This is a genomic window from Phenylobacterium sp. J426 (assembly GCF_024699945.1).
GTDB lineage: Bacteria > Pseudomonadota > Alphaproteobacteria > Caulobacterales > Caulobacteraceae > Phenylobacterium.
In genome coordinates this window covers 3,957,999-3,974,927 of the sequence record NZ_JAJOMY010000001.1, presented here as the reverse complement: position 1 = coordinate 3,974,927, position 16,929 = coordinate 3,957,999, and the positions used below count along the sequence as shown (strand labels likewise).

Below are 16,929 nucleotides of genomic sequence, written 5' to 3'. Positions count from 1 at the left end.
GCCGCCCCTGGGCGACCCTTTAGGCACGCGCATCTTCGCGGCCGGGCGCCCAGGGGCTTCGAACCTCCGCCCGACGATCCAAACCTTCGCGAAGAGCCCGTAAGACCATGACCCCCGTATCTACCGCCGCTTCCGAGCGCGACCGCGTCATCATCTTCGACACCACCATGCGCGACGGCGAGCAGTCGCCTGGCGCTTCCATGTCCCTGGAAGAGAAGCTGGAGCTGGCGAAGATCCTGGAGGACATGCGCGTCGACGTGATCGAGGCCGGTTTCCCCATCGCCTCGAACGGCGACTTCGAGGCGGTCCGCCAGATCTCCGAGATCGTCACCGAGAGCGTGGTCTGCGGCCTGGCCCGCGCCGGCGTCCAGGACATCGAGCGCTGCGCCGAGGCCATCCGCAAGGCCAAGCGCGGCCGGATCCACACCTTCCTGTCGACCAGCCCCAGCCACCGCGACCACATCCTGCGCGCCAGCCAGGACGACATCCTGGAGATGATCACCGGCTCGGTGACACACGCGCGCAACCTGTGCGGCGACGTGGAATGGTCGGCCCAGGACGCCACCCGCACCGAGCAGGACTTCCTGCGCCGCTGCGTCGAGGCGGCGATCCGCGCCGGGGCCACCACGATCAACATCCCCGACACCGTCGGCTACACCTATCCCTCCGAATACGCCGAGGTCTTCCGCGACCTGATCGAGAACGTGCCCGGCGCGGACACGGTGATCTTCTCCACTCACTGCCACAACGACCTGGGCCTGGCGGTCGCCAACAGCCTGTCGGGCGTCCAGGCCGGCGCGCGGCAGGTCGAGTGCGCCATCAACGGCATCGGTGAGCGGGCCGGCAATGCGGCGCTGGAAGAGATCGTCATGGCGCTGAAGGTGCGCGGCGACCGGTTGCCGTACCACACCGGCATCGAGACCCAGCACATCACGCGCGCCAGCCGCTACGTCTCGGCCATCACCGGTTTCCCGGTGCAGTTCAACAAGGCCATCGTCGGCAAGAACGCCTTCGCCCACGAGAGCGGCATCCACCAGGACGGCATGCTGAAGGACCGCGGCACCTACGAGATCATGCAGCCCGAGGACGTGGGGCAGGGCGCCTCGAACCTGGTGATGGGCAAGCACGCCGGCCGCGCCGGCTTCCGCGAGAAGCTGAAGGAACTGGGCTACGAGCTGGGCCAGAACGCGCTGAACGAGGCGTTCCAGCGCTTCAAGGACCTGGCCGACAAGAAGAAGCACGTCTTCGACGACGACATCGTGGCCCTGGTCGACGACGCCCTGGCCAGCCAGGCCGACAAGATCCAGGTCAAGCACCTGCGCGTCATCGCCGGCACCGAGGGCCCGCAGGAGGCCTTCCTGACGGTGACGATCGAAGGCGCCGAGAAGTCGGCCAACGCCACCGGCGACGGCCCGGTGGACGCCGTGTTCAACGCCATCCACGAAGTCTATCCGCACGCCGCCACCCTGCGCCTTTTCCAGGTGCACGCGGTGACGGAAGGCACCGACGCCCAGGCCCAGGTCTCCGTGCGCCTCGAGGAGGACGGCCGGATCGCCACCGGCCAGGCTGCCGACACCGACACGCTGACCGCCTCGGCCAAGGCCTATGTGAACGCCCTGAACAATCTCGTCGCCCGCAAGGAGAAGACCGCGCCGGCCCGGATGGTCAGCGGGTTTTAGGTCTCCGTCCCTCCCTGAAGAGGAGGGACCGGGATTTCGCACTTGCTCTGGATCGTCCTCACCCTGATCGCCGCGCCGCTGCAGGTTGCGCGGAACGCGGCGCAGCGGGGGCTGGTCGGCGACGCCGGGCCGTGGGGGGCGACCCTGGTCCGCTTCCTGTTCGGCCTGCCGTTCTCGATCCTCATCTTCGCGGCGGTCGCCGCCTTCACGCCCGACGCGGCGCCGGGCCTGTCCTGGCGCTTCTGGACCAGCGTCGGCTTCGGCGCGGTCAGCCAGGTGGCCGCCACCGGCTTCCTGCTGATGGCCATGCACCGCTCGGGGTTCGCCGTGGCCACCGTGCTTCAGCAGTCGTCGCTGCCGCTGGCGGCGGTGATGGGCCTGGCCCTCGGGGACGCCTTGTCGGTCCAGGCCTGGATCGGCGTGGCGGTGGCCAGCGCCGGCCTCGCCGTCGTCTCCTGGCCGCGCCGCGACCAGACCCACCATGCCTTCGTCGGCGGCCTGCTGGGCCTCGCGGCCGGGGCGGCGTTCGCGGTGTCCTTCAACGGCTATCGGCAGGCGGGGCTGGCGCTGGATCCGGCGCACCCGATCTATTCGGCGACCGCCGCCGTGGTCATCGCCCAGGCGCTGCAGACCGTGGGCCTGGGCCTGATCCTGGCGCTCACCCGGCCTCAGGCGATCCGGGCGGTGGCGACCTCCTGGCGGCAGTCCCTGGGCGCCGGCTTCTTCGGCTCGGCCGCCTCGGCGTTCTGGTTCGGCGCGCTGGCGCTCGCGCCCGCGGGGCCGGTCCGCGCCGTCCGCCTTGATCGAGACGCCGGTCGCCGCCGCCGTCGGCCGGCGGCTGTTCAAGGAACGCCTCAGCCTTCGCGCCATCGTGGGTGGCGTGCTCACCGCCGCGGGCGTGGCTTTGACGGCGCTAGGTTGACGAGCGGGAGCTGAACGCTCTCATGGCGGCATGATCGACCGCCGCACCGTCCTCGCCGCCGCCGCCCTGGCCGTTCCCGCCGTCGCGCGCGCCGCGGCCCGTTGGGAGCCTCGCGCCGATGCGCCCTGGCCGGTGCAGGAGGTCTACGGAACGGTGCTCGGCAAGCGCATTGTGATCGCCGGCGGCATGGCGCCGGGCCCAGGCGGGCTCGGCGGCGGGATCAATCCGCAGGACCGCACCGGTCTCTACGACCCGGCGTCCGACCGCTGGTCCGAGGGGCCGAAGCTTCCGTTCGCGCGGCATCATCCGGTCCTCGCCACCGCGCGAGGCCGGGCCTACGCCTTCGGCGGTTTCCGCGTCACCGACGCGGGCGGCTGGGTTGCGATCCCCGACGCCCTGGTGCTGGACGGCGAGGCCTGGAAGACGGTCGCGCCGATGCCGAAGCTTCAGTGCGAGACCGTCGCCGTGACCCTGGCCGACCGCATCCACATCGCTTCGGGGCGCGGCCCGAAGGGCGAGGGCAACCGCAACTGGAGCGACCAGGGCGATGTCGCCGACCACCAGGTCTATGATCCGCGCGCCGGCCGCTGGAGCAGCGCCGCGCCGGTTCCGGAGGCCCGGAACAGCGCCACCGGCGCCGTGATCGACGGCCTGTTCTACCTGGCGGGCGGCCGGCGGGTGGGCGAGGGCAACTCCGCCCGCCTCGACCGCTACGATCCCAGGACCGACCGCTGGGAGACGCTGCGGCCGATGCCCCGCGCCTCGGGCGGTCTCGCCAGCGCCGCCCTTGGCGGGCGGCTCTACGTCTTCGGCGGCGAGAACCCCGGCGTCATCCCCGAGACCTGGTCCTACGATCCGAAGACCGACCAGTGGCGCGCCGAGCCCGCGATGCGCACGCCGCGCCACGGCCTCGTCGGCGTTGCGACGGGCGGCAGGATCTACGCCATCGGCGGCGGCGCCAAGGCGTCCGGCGGCCAGGTGACGTCGGTCGTCGAGGCGCTGGTCCCGTAGCCCTCGGGATCGGCTAAGCTTAGACGATGCTTCGGCTCCTCGCCCTGCTGCTCGCCGTCATGGCGCCCGCGCTTGCGCACGCGGGCCAGGCCCACGCGGGCCAGGTGCAGGTCGCCGTCGCGGCCAACTTCACCGAACCGGCGAAGGAGATCGCCGAGCGTTTCGAGCGGAGGACGGGCCACAGAGCGGTCCTGAGCTTCGGCGCGTCGGGGCAGTTCTACGCCCAGATCGCCAACGGCGCGCCGTTCCAGGTCTTCCTCTCGGCCGACGCCGAGCGGCCGCAGAAGGCCGAGGCCGACGGCCTGGCGGTGGCCGGCTCGCGGTTCACCTACGCCACCGGCCGGCTGGTGCTCTGGAGCCGCGAGCCGCAGCGTGTCGACGCCCGCGGCCAAGTGCTGGCCCGCGGCGGCTTCGAGAAGCTGGCGATCGCCGATCCCAAGGCCGCGCCCTACGGCTCGGCCGCCATAGAGACCCTGCGGAAGCTTAGCCTGTACGACGCCCTGCGGCCCAGGATCGTGCAGGGCGCCTCGATCACCCAGGCCTATCAGTTCGCCAGGACGGGCGCGGCGGAGCTGGGCTTCGTCGCGCTGTCCCAGGTTATGACCGAGAAGGGCGGCTCCCGCTGGCTGGTCCCGGCCAACCTGCACACGCCGATCGATCAGCAGGCGGTGCTGCTGCGCACCGGCGCGGCCAACCCGGCGGCCAGGGCCTTTCTCGCCTACCTGCGGAGCCCCGAGGCCAAGGCGGTGATCCGCAAGTACGGCTACGAAGTGAAGTGAGCAGCCTGCTGCCCATCCTCTGGCTCACGGTCAAGCTGGCGACGGTCACGACGCTGATCCTGCTCGTCGTCGGCACGCCCCTGGCCTGGTGGCTCGCGCGCAGCCGCGCCTGGTGGACCGAGGCGGTGGGCCCCTAGTGGCGCTGCCCGTGGTGCTGCCGCCGACGGTGCTGGGCTTCTACCTGCTGATCGCGCTCGGTCCGGACAGCCCGCTGATGGCGCCGTTGCAGGCGCTGGGCGTCCGCACCCTGGCGTTCACCTTCACGGGGCTGGTGATCGGCTCGGTGGTCTACTCGCTGCCCTTCGCGGTGCAGCCCTTGCGCAACGCCTTCCGGGCGATCGGCCGCGAGAACCTGGACGCCGCCGCCACGCTGGGCGCCTCGGGGTGGGAGACGTTCGCGAGGGTCGCCCTGCCGCTGGCGGCGCCCGGCTACGCCGTCGCCGCGGTGCTGACCTTCGCCCACACCGTCGGCGAGTTCGGCGTGGTGCTGATGATCGGCGGCGGCATCCCGGGCCGCACCGACGTCGTCTCGATCGAGATCTGGCGACTGGTCGAGGCGCTGGAGTGGGAACGGGCCCACGCCCTCAGCGCCCTGCTGGTGGTGTTCGGCTTCCTGGTGGTGCTGTCGTTGCTGCTGCTCGACCGACGGATTTCCCGGCCGGCCGACGAGTGACCGCCCGCCGCGACCAGAGGGCTGATTGCCGCCGCGCCTTCCGCCCAAACCGGGCCTCTCACCGCCCGTTCCCGCGATTGCGGGAACCCGGGCGTTCGCGCCTCCATGAGCGCGACCCGCGGCTGCCTCGGATTCGTGGCGCCGACAAGGCGAAACCCGGTGCGTGAAACTCGCGCGCGACGCGAAAGCGCACACCGCTCTTTAAACCTTGAAATGGCAAATCGGGCAGGGCAGAGGGACGTTAAGCCTGCCAGACAGATCGTAGCGACTCGACGCATGGTGCTTGCGTCAGTCGGGCCGCCCAACGGTCTTCGGTGACGCGACCCTCAAAGCCCCCATCGACCAGGGCCCTGCATGATCTCATCCCTCTTCGGCGCGATCTCGAACGACATCGCCATCGACCTCGGAACCGCCAACACGCTCATCTACATGAAGGGCAAGGGCATCGTGCTGAACGAGCCCTCGGTCGTGGCCCTGCGCAACGTAGGCGGACGAAAGGTCGTCCACGCCGTGGGCATCGAGGCCAAGCAGATGCTGGGCCGCACGCCGGGGCACATGGAAGCCATCCGCCCGATGCGCGATGGGGTCATCGCCGACTTCGAAGTCGCCGAGGAGATGATCAAGTACTTCATCCGCAAGGTTCACAACCGCAAGGGCTTCGTGAACCCGAAGGTGATCGTGTGCGTGCCGTCGGGCGCCACCGCCGTGGAGCGCCGCGCCATCAACGACAGCTGCCTGAACGCCGGCGGCCGCCGCGTGGGCCTGATCGACGAGCCGATGGCGGCGGCGATCGGCGCCGGCCTGCCGATCCACGAGCCGACCGGCTCGATGGTCGTCGACATCGGCGGCGGCACCACCGAGGGTGGCCGTCCTGTCGCTGTCGGGCATCGTCTATTCGCGCTCGGTCCGCGTCGGCGGCGACAAGATGGACGAGGCGATCATCAGCTACATGCGCCGCAACCATAACCTGCTGATCGGCGAGACGACGGCCGAGCGGATCAAGAAGGAGATCGGCACCGCCCGGGCGCCCGCCGACGGCGAGGGTCTGTCGATCGAGGTCAAGGGCCGCGACCTGATGCAGGGCGTGCCGCGCGAAGTGCGCATCTCCGAGAAGCAGGCCTCGGACGCGCTGTCCGAGCCCGTCGGCCAGATCGTCGACGCTGTGAAGATGGCGCTGGAAGCCACCCCGCCCGAGCTCGCCTCGGACATCGCCGACAAGGGCATCATGCTCACCGGCGGCGGCGCGCTGCTGCGCGGCCTGGACGCCGAGATCCGCGACCACACCGGCCTGCCGGTGACCGTGGCCGACGATCCGCTGTCCTGCGTGGCCCTGGGCTGCGGCAAAGTGCTCGAGCATCCCAAGTGGATGAAGGGCGTGCTGGAATCGACCCTGGCGTAAGATAGCCGCCTGGAGTCGTAGGGCGCTCGGGGATCGGGACCCGGGTGCGGCTGTTGGGGGCGTGAACGTCGATGTCCTTGCGGGACAATCCGCTCGGTGAACTGAAGGTCCCGCTCACCTGGACGGCGGGGATCGTCTTCATCGTCGTTCTCATCGCGACGGTGGCGATCCTCCTCTCCGACCGTCGCGAGGCCTTCGAGACGGACGCCTACGGGCGCACGCGCACCGCGACGGACAAGGCCCTGGAGCCGGTGGGCAACGTCCTGTCGGCCCCCGGTCGCTGGACCGGCGCCGGCTTCGAGACCGTCCGCGGCTATTTCTTCGCTGTCTCCGAGAACCGCCGGCTCAAGGCCGAGCTGAAGGAGATGCGCCAGTGGCGCGATGTCGCCATCGCGCTGCGCGACAACAACGAACGCTATCGCGCTCTCCTGGGGCTGAAGACCGATCCGCCGATCCCGATGGTCGCCGCCCGGATCGTCACCGACAGCCGCGGCCCCTTCGCCAATTCGCGGCTCGCCAACATCGGCTCGGAGGCCGGCGTCAAGATCGGCCATCCGGTGATGAGCGAGAACGGTCTCGTCGGCCGGGTGGTCGGCGTCACCGATGGTGTCAGCCGCGTCTTGATGCTGACCGACGTGGCCTCGCGCACGCCGGTGATGATCGATCGGACCAATGCGCGGGCCATCCTGGCGGGCGACGGCGGTCCCAACCCGCGGCTGGAGTATCTGCGGGGGCAGGAGCCGGTGCGCGACGGCGACCGTGTTCTGACGTCCGGCGACGGCGGCGTGTTCCCGCGCGGCCTGCCGGTCGGTCGCGCCGTGAAGGGCTTGGACGGTCGCTGGCGGGTGGTGCTGGCCTCGGACCGCGCCCCGATCGACTACGTCCGCATCCTGCTGTTCGAGGACTTCACCCAGCTCGCCAATCGGTCGGCCCTCGACCGCACGGCGGCGCCGCCGCCGACCCCTGGCGCGCCGACCTTGCCGCCGCCCGAGGCCGCCCCGGCCACGACCGGCGCGCCGCCGGCGGCGGCCGCCCCGCCGGCGACGACCACGGCCGCGCCGGCGACGACGACGCCCGCGCCGAAGACGACGGCGCCCGCGCCGAAGACGGCGGCGCCCACGCCCACGCCCAAGGCCGCCGCGCCAGCGCCCAGTCCCGCCGCCCCGGCGCCGAAGACGTCCGCGACGCCGCCCGCTGGAGCCGGACGATGAGCGGCGGCGCCCGGTCCCTCGAGCCGTGGCGCTGGCTGGGCGTGCCGATGCTGCAGGTGATGGCCGCCACCCTGCTGTTCGCCCTGCCGATCCGCCTCTGGGGCCACGGACTGCCCGAGCCCGTATTCGCGCTGCCGGTGGCCTTCGCCTGGGCGGTCATTCGGCCCTCGATGCTGGCCCCGTTCTGCGTGGCGATCCTCGGCTTCTTCCTCGACCTCGTCTGGGGCGGCCCCCTCGGCCTCTGGGCGGTCTGCCTGCTGATCGCCTACGGCGGCGCCCTCGGCGGGCGCGCCTTCATGGCGGGGCAGGGGCGTGCTGCGATGTGGGGCTGGTACGGCGTGCTGGCGACGCTCGCCTTCGGCGCCGGCTATCTCTTCGTCATGCTGGACGTCCACGGCATGCCCAGCCCGCTCTCGGTGTTCTGGCAATTCCTCGCCACAGTCATCCTCTATCCGTTCGCCGACCGCCTGATCGAGCGGTTCGAGGACGCCGACGTCAGGTTCCGATAGTCGCATGGCCGAACCCGCAATCTTCTTCGAGGAGGTCAACGAGCGGCAGGGCGTGTTCCACCGCCGCGCCATCCTCATGGGCGGTTTCGCCGGCCTGGGGATCGCCGCGCTGGGCAGCCGGCTGGCCTATCTCCAGCTGCTCGAGACCCAGCGCTACGAGAAGCTCGCGACGTCGAACCAGTTCAACTTCAAGCTGGTGCCGGCGCCCCGAGGCGTGATCGTCGACCGCAACGGCGCGATCCTGGCCGCCAATCGCCCGAACTTCCGGCTGCTGGTGGTCAAGGACAAGGAATTCGACACCGAGGCGACGCTGCAGACGCTCGCGAACTTCGTGCCGCTGGACGATCGGCGCCAGCAGCGGCTGCTGCGCGAGATCAACAGCGCGCCGCGGCGGGCGCCGGTGTCGGTGATGGAGGACATGAGCTGGGAGCAGTTCTCCGCCATCAACGTCAGGTCCGCCGAGATGCCGAACGTCACGGCCGACATGGGCGAGGTGCGCGTCTATCCGCACGGCGGGGCCTTCGCGCACGTGATCGGCTATGTGGCCAAGGTCAACCAGGAGGACATCGAGCCCACCGGCCCGAACGCCGACCCGATCATGTTCCACCCCGGTTTCCGGATCGGCAAGCAGGGCATCGAGAAGGCGCTGGACCTCCAGCTGCGCGGTCGGCCCGGGGCGAAGAAGGTCGAGGTCGACGCCCGGGGGCGCGAGGTGCGCCACGACGAGGCCGGCGACATCGCCGCCGTGCCGGGCAAGGAGGTCCAGCTCACGCTCGACGTGGACATCCAGAACCGGGCGCTGGAGGTGTTCGGCGGCGAGAGCGGCGGGGCGGTCCTCATGGACTGTCGAACCGGCGACATCCTCTGCATGATGTCCGCGCCCAGCTTCGACGCGAACCGCTTCGTGCGGGGCCTGACCGGGGCCGAGTACCGCGCCCTGGCGAACTACGAGCGCAAGCCGCTGCTCGACAAGTGCCTGTCCGGCACCTATCCGCCGGGCTCCACCTTCAAGACCATGACGGCGCTGGCGGCGCTGGAAGCGGGGATCAACCCGGCGCTGACGGTGAACTGCGGCGGCGGCATGAACTTCGGCGGGCGCTACTTCCGCTGCCACAAGAAGGGCGGTCACGGCCCACAGAACATGCAGGACGCGATCAAGAACTCCTGCGACGTCTACTTCTATTCGGTGGCGGTTCGGATCGGGCCCGACCGGATCGCCAAGGTGGCCCGCGAGTTCGGCTTCGGCCAGACCTTCGACATCGGCATTCCGGGCCAGAAGAAGGGCATCGTGCCCTCCACGGAGTGGGTCAGGAAGAACCGGCCCAAGGATCCCAAGTGGCACGCCGGCGAGTCGCTCAGCTACGGCATCGGCCAGGGCATGCTGACGGCCAATTGCCTGCAGCTGGCGGTGATGACCGCCCGCCTGGCCAACGGAAAGAAGGCGCTGAACCCGCGGCTGATCAAGTCGATCGGCGGCAAGGAGCTGCCCAGCGGCGCGGCCGTCCCCGACCTGCCGTTCAGCCAGGAGCACCTGAACTATGTCCGCGCCGGCATGGCGGCGGTGACCGAGGCCGGCGGTACGGCGTTCCGGGCCAGTCAGCTCGGCCTTGGCGACATCCTGATGGCCGGCAAGACCGGTACGGCGCAGGTCTACACCTACAAGGCCGGCGGCCACCGGGGCAAAGGCGGCCCCTGGCGGTTGCGCGACCACGGGCTGTTCGTGGCGTTCGCCCCGCTGGACGCGCCGCGCTATGCGCTGGCGGTGATCGTCCAGCACGGCATGGGCGGTTCGACCGCCGCCGCGCCGCGCGCGCGGGAGATCATGCGCGTGGCGCTGCTGAAGGATCCTGAGCTCCGGGCCCGCATCGAGAAGCCGATGCCGATGCCTGAGTTCCAGCCCGACCCTGAACTCGACTCCGTGCCGGACGAGCCTCTCTTCGCCGAGCCCGACAACCTGCCGACGCCGGCCTCAGGCGCCCCGCTCACCCCGCCCGGACGAGGCCCCGCATGACTGTCTCGGCGCTCACCCGGCCCGGCGAACGCGACCGGCTGATCGTCAAGCTGGCCGAGATCGACTGGCTGTTCGTGCTCGTGCTGAGCCTGATCGCCGGGGCCGGGGCCCTGATGCTGTTCTCGATCGCGGGGTCGTCCTGGGACCCCCTGGGCCGCCAAGCATGTGATCCGCTTCACCCTGTGCGTGGCCTTGATGATCGGCCTGGCGCTGATCGACATCCGCGTCTGGTTCGCGGTCGCCTACCCCGTCTATGTGATCGGCCTGCTGCTGCTCGTCGCCGTCGAACTCGTCGGCGACACCCGCCTGGGGGCCCAGCGCTGGCTGTCGATCGGCAGCTTCAGCTTCCAGCCGTCCGAGGTGATGAAGCTGGGCATCGTGCTCGCGCTCGCCCGCTACTACCACGGCGCGTCTGCAAAGCGGGCGCGGCTGTCTTGGTGGCTGCTCGTCCCGGCCGGCATGATCGCCCTGCCGGTCCTGCTCGTGGCCCACCAGCCGGACCTTGGCACCGCGATGCTGATCCTGATGACGGGGGCGGCGATCGTCGTTCTGGCCGGCCTGTCCTGGAAGATCATCGCGGCGGGGATCGCAGCCTTCGTCGCGATCGTGCCGCCCTTCGTGATGTTCGTGATGCACGACTACCAGCGCCAGCGCGTGCTCACGTTCCTCGATCCCGAGAGCGATCCCTCGGGCTCGGGCTATCACATTCTCCAGTCGATGATCGCCCTGGGCTCGGGCGGCCTGCTGGGCAAGGGCTATGGCCTGGGCTCGCAGAGCCAGCTGAACTTCCTGCCGGAGAAGCAGACGGACTTCATCTTCGCCACCCTGGCGGAGGAGTTCGGCTTCGTCGGCTGCGTGTCGCTTCTCGTCCTGTACGCGGCCGCGATCTTCATGGCCCTGCGGACCGCCTACCTCAGCCATTCCCACTTCGGGCGTCTGGCGACGGCCGGCGTCACGGCCACCTTCACGCTCTATCTGCTCATCAACGGCGCCATGGTCATGGGTCTGGCGCCGGTGGTGGGCGTGCCGATGCCGTTGCTGTCGTACGGCGGCACCGTCATGCTGACGGTGATGATCGGCTTCGGCCTGGTGCAGTCGGCGCGCGTGCATCGCTACGCCGAAGTGACGAAGGGCTCGGGCCTGCTCTGAGGCCCGAGCCCTCCGTCGCCGCTACTTGGCCACCATGTCCCGCTTCAGCCAGCGGCAGGTGATGAAGAAGAACAGACCGCCGACGGCATAGAGCGCCGAGGTGATCAGCATCGAGCGTTGCAGGCTCTGCGGATGGGCGATGGCGCAGACCTCCTGCTGGGCGACCGCGAGGGCGGCCCGCGCCGCGCCTTCGCAGGCCTTCCGGGTCAGGTCGGGCGCGCCGAGGCTGGCCACCTGCATGTTGAAGATGAGGTCGCTGAGGGCGCCGATGAACAGGGGGCCCAGGCCGTAGCCCAGCAGGTTCACCACGAAGAGCAGGATGGCCGTCGCCACCGCCCGGACCTGGGCGGAGACCACGCCCTGACCGATCGTGTACTGCGCGGCGAGGTAGCCGTACTTGATGGCGCCGCCGATGACGAGGCCGACCAGCGCCAGCGACAGGTTCTGCGTCGTGAACGCCAGGAAGTAGAACGGGACGCTGGCCGTCAGGCCGATGCCGGCCAGCCAGGCGATGGCGGTGGGATGCCGCTTGGAGATCTTCTCCGCCAGCCAGCCGGTGGCGAACGTCCCGACCGCCGAGGCTGCGGCGACGGGGGCGTTGATCATCAGCGCGGCCTCGCCCGCGGTGAGGCCGAAGCTGCGGTTCATGAACAGCGACTGGAACGAGGCGATGCCGTAGCCGCAGAAGGCCGCGATGGTCGCCGCCACCGTCATCGTCCAGAACGAAGGCTTGGAGGCCAGCTCCTTGAGACCGTCCGAGAACTTGGGCTTCTCCCGCCGCACCGCGCCGGGCGGGTCGGTGTAGCCCCGCGGCGGCTCCTTGACGGTCAGTTTGAAGATCGCGGCGACGAGGATGCCGGGGAGACCGACCACGAAGAAGGCGATCCGCCAGCCGTAGGCGTCCGTGACCGGGCCGCCGATCAGGTTCGCCAGCAGGCCGCCAAGCGTCACGCCCATGGCGTAGTAGCCAAGGGCCGTCGAGCGGCGGCTGGGCGGATAGTAGTCGGCGATCAGCGAGTTCGCGGGCGGGGTGCAGCCCGCTTCACCGATGCCGACCCCGACGCGGCAGGCCAGGAGAATCCAGAACGCCCCGATCGTGAGCGAGCCGATGGTCACCGGCGCGGCCAGGCCGCAGAGCGCGGTCATCAGCGACCATAGGGCCACGCAGACCGTCATGATCCAGACCCGGTGCCGGGTCTCGGCGTACTGCGCCAACGGAATGCCGACGACGGTGTAGAGGAGGGCGAAGCCGAAGCCGGTCAGCAGGCCGAACGCCGTGTCCGAGATCCCCAACTCGGGCTTCATCTGAGGCGCCACGACCGACAGCAGCCCTCGATCGACGAAGTTGAGGATGTAGATCAGGAGCAGCGCGTTCAGCACGTAGCTGCGGTACGGCTTGGAGCCGAAGCCGTGGATGTGGCCGTCGCCGCCGGCGACGGTGCTGGTCGCGCTCATGCTCTGTCGTTTCCCCTTGTTACCCTTCGTTGGGCGCGACCCTAACGAGCGTTCGGTAAGCGGGAAAGAGCCGAAATTCCGGTATGGCTGTTCGCTGACGCGAGCGTCAGAAGGGCTCGAAGCAATCGTAGTTGCGTTGCCGCCGGATGCGGTCGCCCTGGAACTCGAAGAAGACGGCGAACCGCGCCTTCATCGCGTCACCGGGCTTCAGCGAGCGGAGCGGCACGGCGAGCACGCCGCGCCACAGCACCTCGGCGGCCACGATGTCGCCGGCCTCCAGAAGATTGACGATCTCGTAGGTTTCGGAGGTCAGCACGTCCTGGCCCCGGGCGGCGGCCGATTTCAGATCCTCCAAGGTGCGTCGCGCTCCGGCGGGCGCCAGGGCGTTGGGGAACTCCTCCTGCACCGCATCCTCGGTGAAGAACGCCAGCGAATCGCCGCGGCTCTCGATGGCCCTGAGATAGGCGCGGACGATCTCGGCCCGGCTCATGCGACGGCTACAGCCTCAGCGCCTGGTCCGTGGCCCGCACCAGGCCGTCGACGATCCCCGGCTCGGTGGACGCGTGGCCTGCGTCCCACACCACCTCGAAGCGCGCGGCGGGCCAGCCGGATTTCAGCCGCCAGGCGCTCTCCATCGGCGTGACCACGTCGAAGCGGCCCTGAACGATCCAGCCGGGAATGTCCCTGATTTTGTCGAGGTTCTCGAGGATCCAGTTCTTCGACGGGAAGAAGCCGCCGTTGACGAAGAAGTGGCACTCGATGCGGGCGAAGGCGATGGCGAAGTCGATCTCGTTGAACTTGGAGGGTCGAGCCTCGGGGCCGCGGATCGAGATGGTGTCGCCTTCCCACTGGCTCCAGGCGGCCGCGGCCTCGGCCTGGACCCGGCGGTCGGGGCTGGTCAGGCGCTTGTGGTAGGCGGCCATCATGTCGCCGCGCTCGGCTTCGGGGATCGGGGCGCAGAACCGCTGCCAGGCGTCCGGGAACAGCGTCGATGCGCCGTCCTGGTAGAACCAGCGCAGCTCGCGCTCGGTCAGCAAGAAGATGCCCCGCAGCACCAGGCTCTCGACCCGCTCCGGATGGGTGATCGCGTAGGCCAGCGCCAGCGTGGAGCCCCACGAGCCGCCGAACACGCACCACTTCTCGACGCCGAGATGCTCGCGCAGCCGCTCGATGTCCTCGATCAGGGCCCAGGTCGTATTGTCGTCGAGGCTGGCGTTCGGGCGGCTCTTGCCGCAACCCCGCTGGTCGAACAGCGCCATGCGCCACTTCGCCGGGTCGAAGAACCGCCGCATGGTCGGGTTGATCGCCCCACCCGGGCCGCCGTGCAGGATCACGCACGGCTTGCCTTGCGGGTTGCCGCACTCCTCATAGAAGATTTCGTGCGGGCCGCCCGTCGAAAGCCAGCCCTGGGCGAACGGCTCGTTGTCGGGGAACAGGCCGCGGCGATGCTGGGGAGAGGAGACGGCGGGGGCCGGCGTGCTGCGTTCCATGCGGACCAATCTACTTCGGGAAGCGTCTGTCCAACCAGTCGAGGATCAGACGGTTCACCTCGCCCGGCTTCTCCTGCTGTGTCCAGTGGCCTGAGCCCTCGACCATCGCCATTTCAAGGTCGCCGACCAAGGCCTTCATCGGCTCGGCCATCTCGGGCGTCAGGACGGCGTCGAGTTCGGCGGTGATCATCAGGCAGGGCAGGCCGTCCAGCCGGTTGGGCAGGTTCGCCTGCCGCTCCCAGTTCCGCGTGAAGTTCCGATACCAGCTGACCGGCCCAAAGAAGCCGCCCTCCCGGAACGCGTCTGCGAAAACCTTCAGCTCGTCGGGCGTCAGCAACGGGTCGCCTCCCGTCTCGCCGTCCCAGGCGCGTAGCAGGTCGCGGAAGGCGAAGGTCGAACCTCCCTCGGTCGGCTGGGTCGCGGCGCGCATGGCGGCGGGCTTTCGCATGAAGAAGCGCATGGTCTTCTCAGGATCTTCGCCGAGCACCGCCTCCGGCTCGTCGCGGGTCTGGAACCAGACGATGTACATGTCGGGCCCAAAGCGGTGGCGGAAGATGGTGATCGGATCCACCGGCGCACGGGGCAGGAAGGGCGTGTTCAGGCCGATGACGCCGGCGACGCGCTCCGGGTGCATCAGCGGCATCTGCCACACGACGATGCCGCCCCAGTCGTGGCCGCAGAAGATGGCCTTCTCGACGCCCAGATGGTCGAGGAGGCCCACGAGGTCTGCGGTCAGGTTGGCCATATCGTAGGCTTCCACCTCGCCCGGCTTCTCGGAAAGGCCATACCCCCGCTGGTCGGGTGCGATCACCCAGCGGCCGGCGTCGGCGAGGGCCTTGATCTGGTGGCGCCAGGAGAACGCCAGCTCCGGAAAGCCGTGGCACAGCACCACGGGCATGCCTTCGCGGGGACCGGCCTCGTAGTAGGCGATGTCGACCCCGTTCACCCGAACGCGGTTCGGCTCCGGCATCATGGTTTCCAGCGCGGACATGGCGTTCCCCTCCCAATTCGCGGGTTCCGGCAGCTTTGCCGCAAATCGGCTTTGGCCGGAACCGTGGATGGCACTAGGGCATGCCTCTCGTGACGTACGCCAAGCCGCCATCTGCCTCGCCCGCCGCCACCCCCTGGGGTCTCGTCGTCATGCTAGGGGCGCTGACCGGCATGGGGCCGCTGGCGATCGACATGTACCTGCCAAGCCTGCCCGCCATAGCCGAGGGCCTGAGCGCCACGTCCGGCCAGGCTCAGGCGACCGTCTCGGCCTTCCTGGCCGGCATGGCCATCGGACAGTTCTTCTACGGCCCGGCGGCGGACCGGTTCGGACGACGCCCGGCCATTCTGGTCGGCGTCGTCATCTTCCTGGTCGCGTCGGTCGGGTGCGCCCTGGCGACGTCCCCGGCGCAGCTTCTGCTGGGCCGCTTCGTGCAGGCGCTGGGGGCGTGCGCCGGGGGCGTGGTCTCACGGGCGGTCGTCCGCGATCAGTTCGACCACCGTGACACGGCCCGCGTGCTCAGCCTGCTCATGTTGGTGATGGGGCTGGCTCCGATCCTGGCGCCCCTGCTCGGCGGCTTGCTGCTGACCTTCGGCGGCTGGCGGCTGAACTTCTGGTTCATGGCGGTGTTCGGCGCGCTGCTGGCGGTCGCCGCCGTCCTGCGCCTGCGGGAGACCCGCACCGAGGAAACCACGCTCCAGGCGCAATCGGAAAGCCCGCTCCAGGCCTATGGCGCGCTGCTGCGCCAGCCGCGACTGATCGGCTATGCCCTGGCCGGCGCGCTGAACGGGGCGACCCTCTTCACCTATATCGCCAGTTCGCCCGAGCTGCTGATCGAGACATACGGCTTCTCGCCCCAGGCCTTCGGCTGGATCTTCGGCCTGAACGCTGTCGGCATCATCGGCGCCAACCAAGTGAACCGGTGGTTGCTGCGGACCCGGACGCCCGACCAGGTGCTGTCGGTGGTCAGCGTGGCCGCCTTCGCTTTCGCGATCGCCTTGATGGTCGCGGCGCTCACCGGCCTAGGCGAGCGCTGGACCGTGCTGCCTCTGCTGTTCCTGGTGCTCGCGAGCTATGGGCTGATGGGCGGCAACACCACTGCGGGCGCGCTGAGCATCGATCCGCGCCGGGCCGGTTCGACATCGGCGCTGCTGGGCGGCCTTTCATTCGGTGCGGGGGCGCTGGCGTCCAACCTGGCGGGGGTCTTCCACGACGGCACGCCGCGGCCGATGGCGATCGTGATGCTGCTGGCGCTCGGCGGCTCGATGCTGGCGCTGCGCCGCCTCGCGCTGCCGGAGGCGATGGGCAAGCCTCAGGCCTGACGGCGGGCCAGCGTCCAGGCCAGCGCCGCCCAGCCGGCCATGAGGCTTAGGCCACCGATCGGCGTGATCGCACCGAACCACCGCGGCGCGCCAAGCGCCATGGCGAACAGCGAGCCCGAGAAGATCACGACTCCCGCAATGAACAGCGTCGGCGCAAGGGGCGAGCCGTAGCGTTCTGCCGCATAGACGGCGAGCACGTGGACGAAGCCGTACATGGCGCCGGTGCGGAGCCATTCCTGGGCCTTGGGATCGCTGATCCCATGCGCGCCGAAGGCGCCGAAGCCGACGCAGGCCAGGCCAAGCAGGGCCGCGACGACGAGCATGGCGCGCA

The 16,929-nt window shown here is 69.9% G+C and carries 13 protein-coding genes and 3 pseudogenes; 11 read left to right on the top strand and 5 right to left on the bottom strand.

Going from position 1 to position 16,929, the window contains the following annotated elements; all coding sequences use genetic code 11:
* Positions 1–107: 107 nt before the first annotated feature.
* From LRS10_RS20870 to rodA, 10 genes and pseudogenes are all read left to right on the top strand, one after another.
* Positions 108–1,679 carry a 2-isopropylmalate synthase gene (locus LRS10_RS20870; RefSeq protein WP_257838923.1) on the top strand — a complete coding sequence of 524 codons (1,572 nt, stop codon included), beginning with the start codon at positions 108–110 and terminating at the stop codon, positions 1,677–1,679.
* A 42-nt stretch (positions 1,680–1,721) separates the two neighbouring features.
* Positions 1,722–2,615, top strand: coding sequence for an EamA/RhaT family transporter (locus LRS10_RS20865; RefSeq protein WP_308237995.1), 894 nt, complete (start codon positions 1,722–1,724; stop codon positions 2,613–2,615).
* Positions 2,616–2,631: 16 nt separating this feature from the next.
* Positions 2,632–3,612: a kelch repeat-containing protein gene (locus tag LRS10_RS20860; protein ID WP_257838922.1), complete on the top strand. Its 981-nt coding sequence runs from the start codon at positions 2,632–2,634 to the stop codon at positions 3,610–3,612.
* A gap of 26 nt (positions 3,613–3,638) precedes the next feature.
* A complete protein-coding gene (modA, locus tag LRS10_RS20855; RefSeq protein ID WP_257838921.1) occupies positions 3,639–4,391 on the top strand; it encodes a molybdate ABC transporter substrate-binding protein in 753 nt (250 codons plus the stop codon).
* Between the two features lie 5 nt (positions 4,392–4,396).
* Positions 4,397–5,064, top strand: a pseudogene (gene modB / locus LRS10_RS20850) (molybdate ABC transporter permease subunit).
* A 354-nt stretch (positions 5,065–5,418) separates the two neighbouring features.
* Positions 5,419–6,463, top strand: a pseudogene (locus tag LRS10_RS20845) (rod shape-determining protein).
* A gap of 71 nt (positions 6,464–6,534) precedes the next feature.
* Positions 6,535–7,674 carry a rod shape-determining protein MreC gene (gene mreC, locus LRS10_RS20840; protein ID WP_257838920.1) on the top strand — a complete coding sequence of 380 codons (1,140 nt, stop codon included), beginning with the start codon at positions 6,535–6,537 and terminating at the stop codon, positions 7,672–7,674.
* A complete protein-coding gene (locus LRS10_RS20835) occupies positions 7,671–8,183 on the top strand; it encodes a hypothetical protein (RefSeq protein WP_257838919.1) in 513 nt (170 codons plus the stop codon). The genes mreC and LRS10_RS20835 overlap by 4 nt, the downstream gene beginning before the upstream one ends.
* Positions 8,184–8,187: 4 nt before the next feature.
* Positions 8,188–10,194: a penicillin-binding protein 2 gene (gene mrdA, locus LRS10_RS20830; RefSeq protein ID WP_257838918.1), complete on the top strand. Its 2,007-nt coding sequence runs from the start codon at positions 8,188–8,190 to the stop codon at positions 10,192–10,194.
* Positions 10,191–11,343: pseudogene (gene rodA, locus LRS10_RS20825) on the top strand (rod shape-determining protein RodA). Before mrdA ends, rodA begins: the two are co-directional and overlap by 4 nt.
* Positions 11,344–11,364: 21 nt before the next feature.
* On the opposite strand, the gene LRS10_RS20820 reads toward rodA, so the two are convergent.
* The 4 genes from LRS10_RS20820 to LRS10_RS20805 form a co-directional block, all read right to left on the bottom strand.
* Positions 11,365–12,798, bottom strand: coding sequence for an MFS transporter (locus LRS10_RS20820; RefSeq protein WP_257838917.1), 1,434 nt, complete (start codon positions 12,796–12,798; stop codon positions 11,365–11,367).
* A 106-nt stretch (positions 12,799–12,904) separates the two neighbouring features.
* Positions 12,905–13,288, bottom strand: a complete 384-nt coding sequence (locus tag LRS10_RS20815; protein ID WP_257838916.1) for a nuclear transport factor 2 family protein — start codon at positions 13,286–13,288, stop codon at positions 12,905–12,907.
* 7 nt (positions 13,289–13,295) lie between these two features.
* Complete coding sequence (gene pip, locus LRS10_RS20810) at positions 13,296–14,288, bottom strand: prolyl aminopeptidase (RefSeq protein WP_257838915.1); 993 nt, start codon at positions 14,286–14,288, stop codon at positions 13,296–13,298.
* 10 nt (positions 14,289–14,298) lie between these two features.
* Complete coding sequence (locus LRS10_RS20805) at positions 14,299–15,279, bottom strand: alpha/beta fold hydrolase (RefSeq protein WP_257838914.1); 981 nt, start codon at positions 15,277–15,279, stop codon at positions 14,299–14,301.
* Positions 15,280–15,359: 80 nt separating this feature from the next.
* On the opposite strand from LRS10_RS20805, the gene LRS10_RS20800 reads away from it, so the two are divergent.
* Complete coding sequence (locus LRS10_RS20800) at positions 15,360–16,598, top strand: multidrug effflux MFS transporter (RefSeq protein WP_308237994.1); 1,239 nt, start codon at positions 15,360–15,362, stop codon at positions 16,596–16,598.
* On the opposite strand, the gene LRS10_RS20795 is transcribed toward LRS10_RS20800, so the two are convergent.
* Positions 16,589–16,921: a DUF423 domain-containing protein gene (locus LRS10_RS20795; RefSeq protein WP_308237993.1), complete on the bottom strand. Its 333-nt coding sequence runs from the start codon at positions 16,919–16,921 to the stop codon at positions 16,589–16,591. The two genes, LRS10_RS20800 and LRS10_RS20795, sit on opposite strands and share 10 nt — an antisense overlap.
* Positions 16,922–16,929 lie beyond the last annotated feature (8 nt).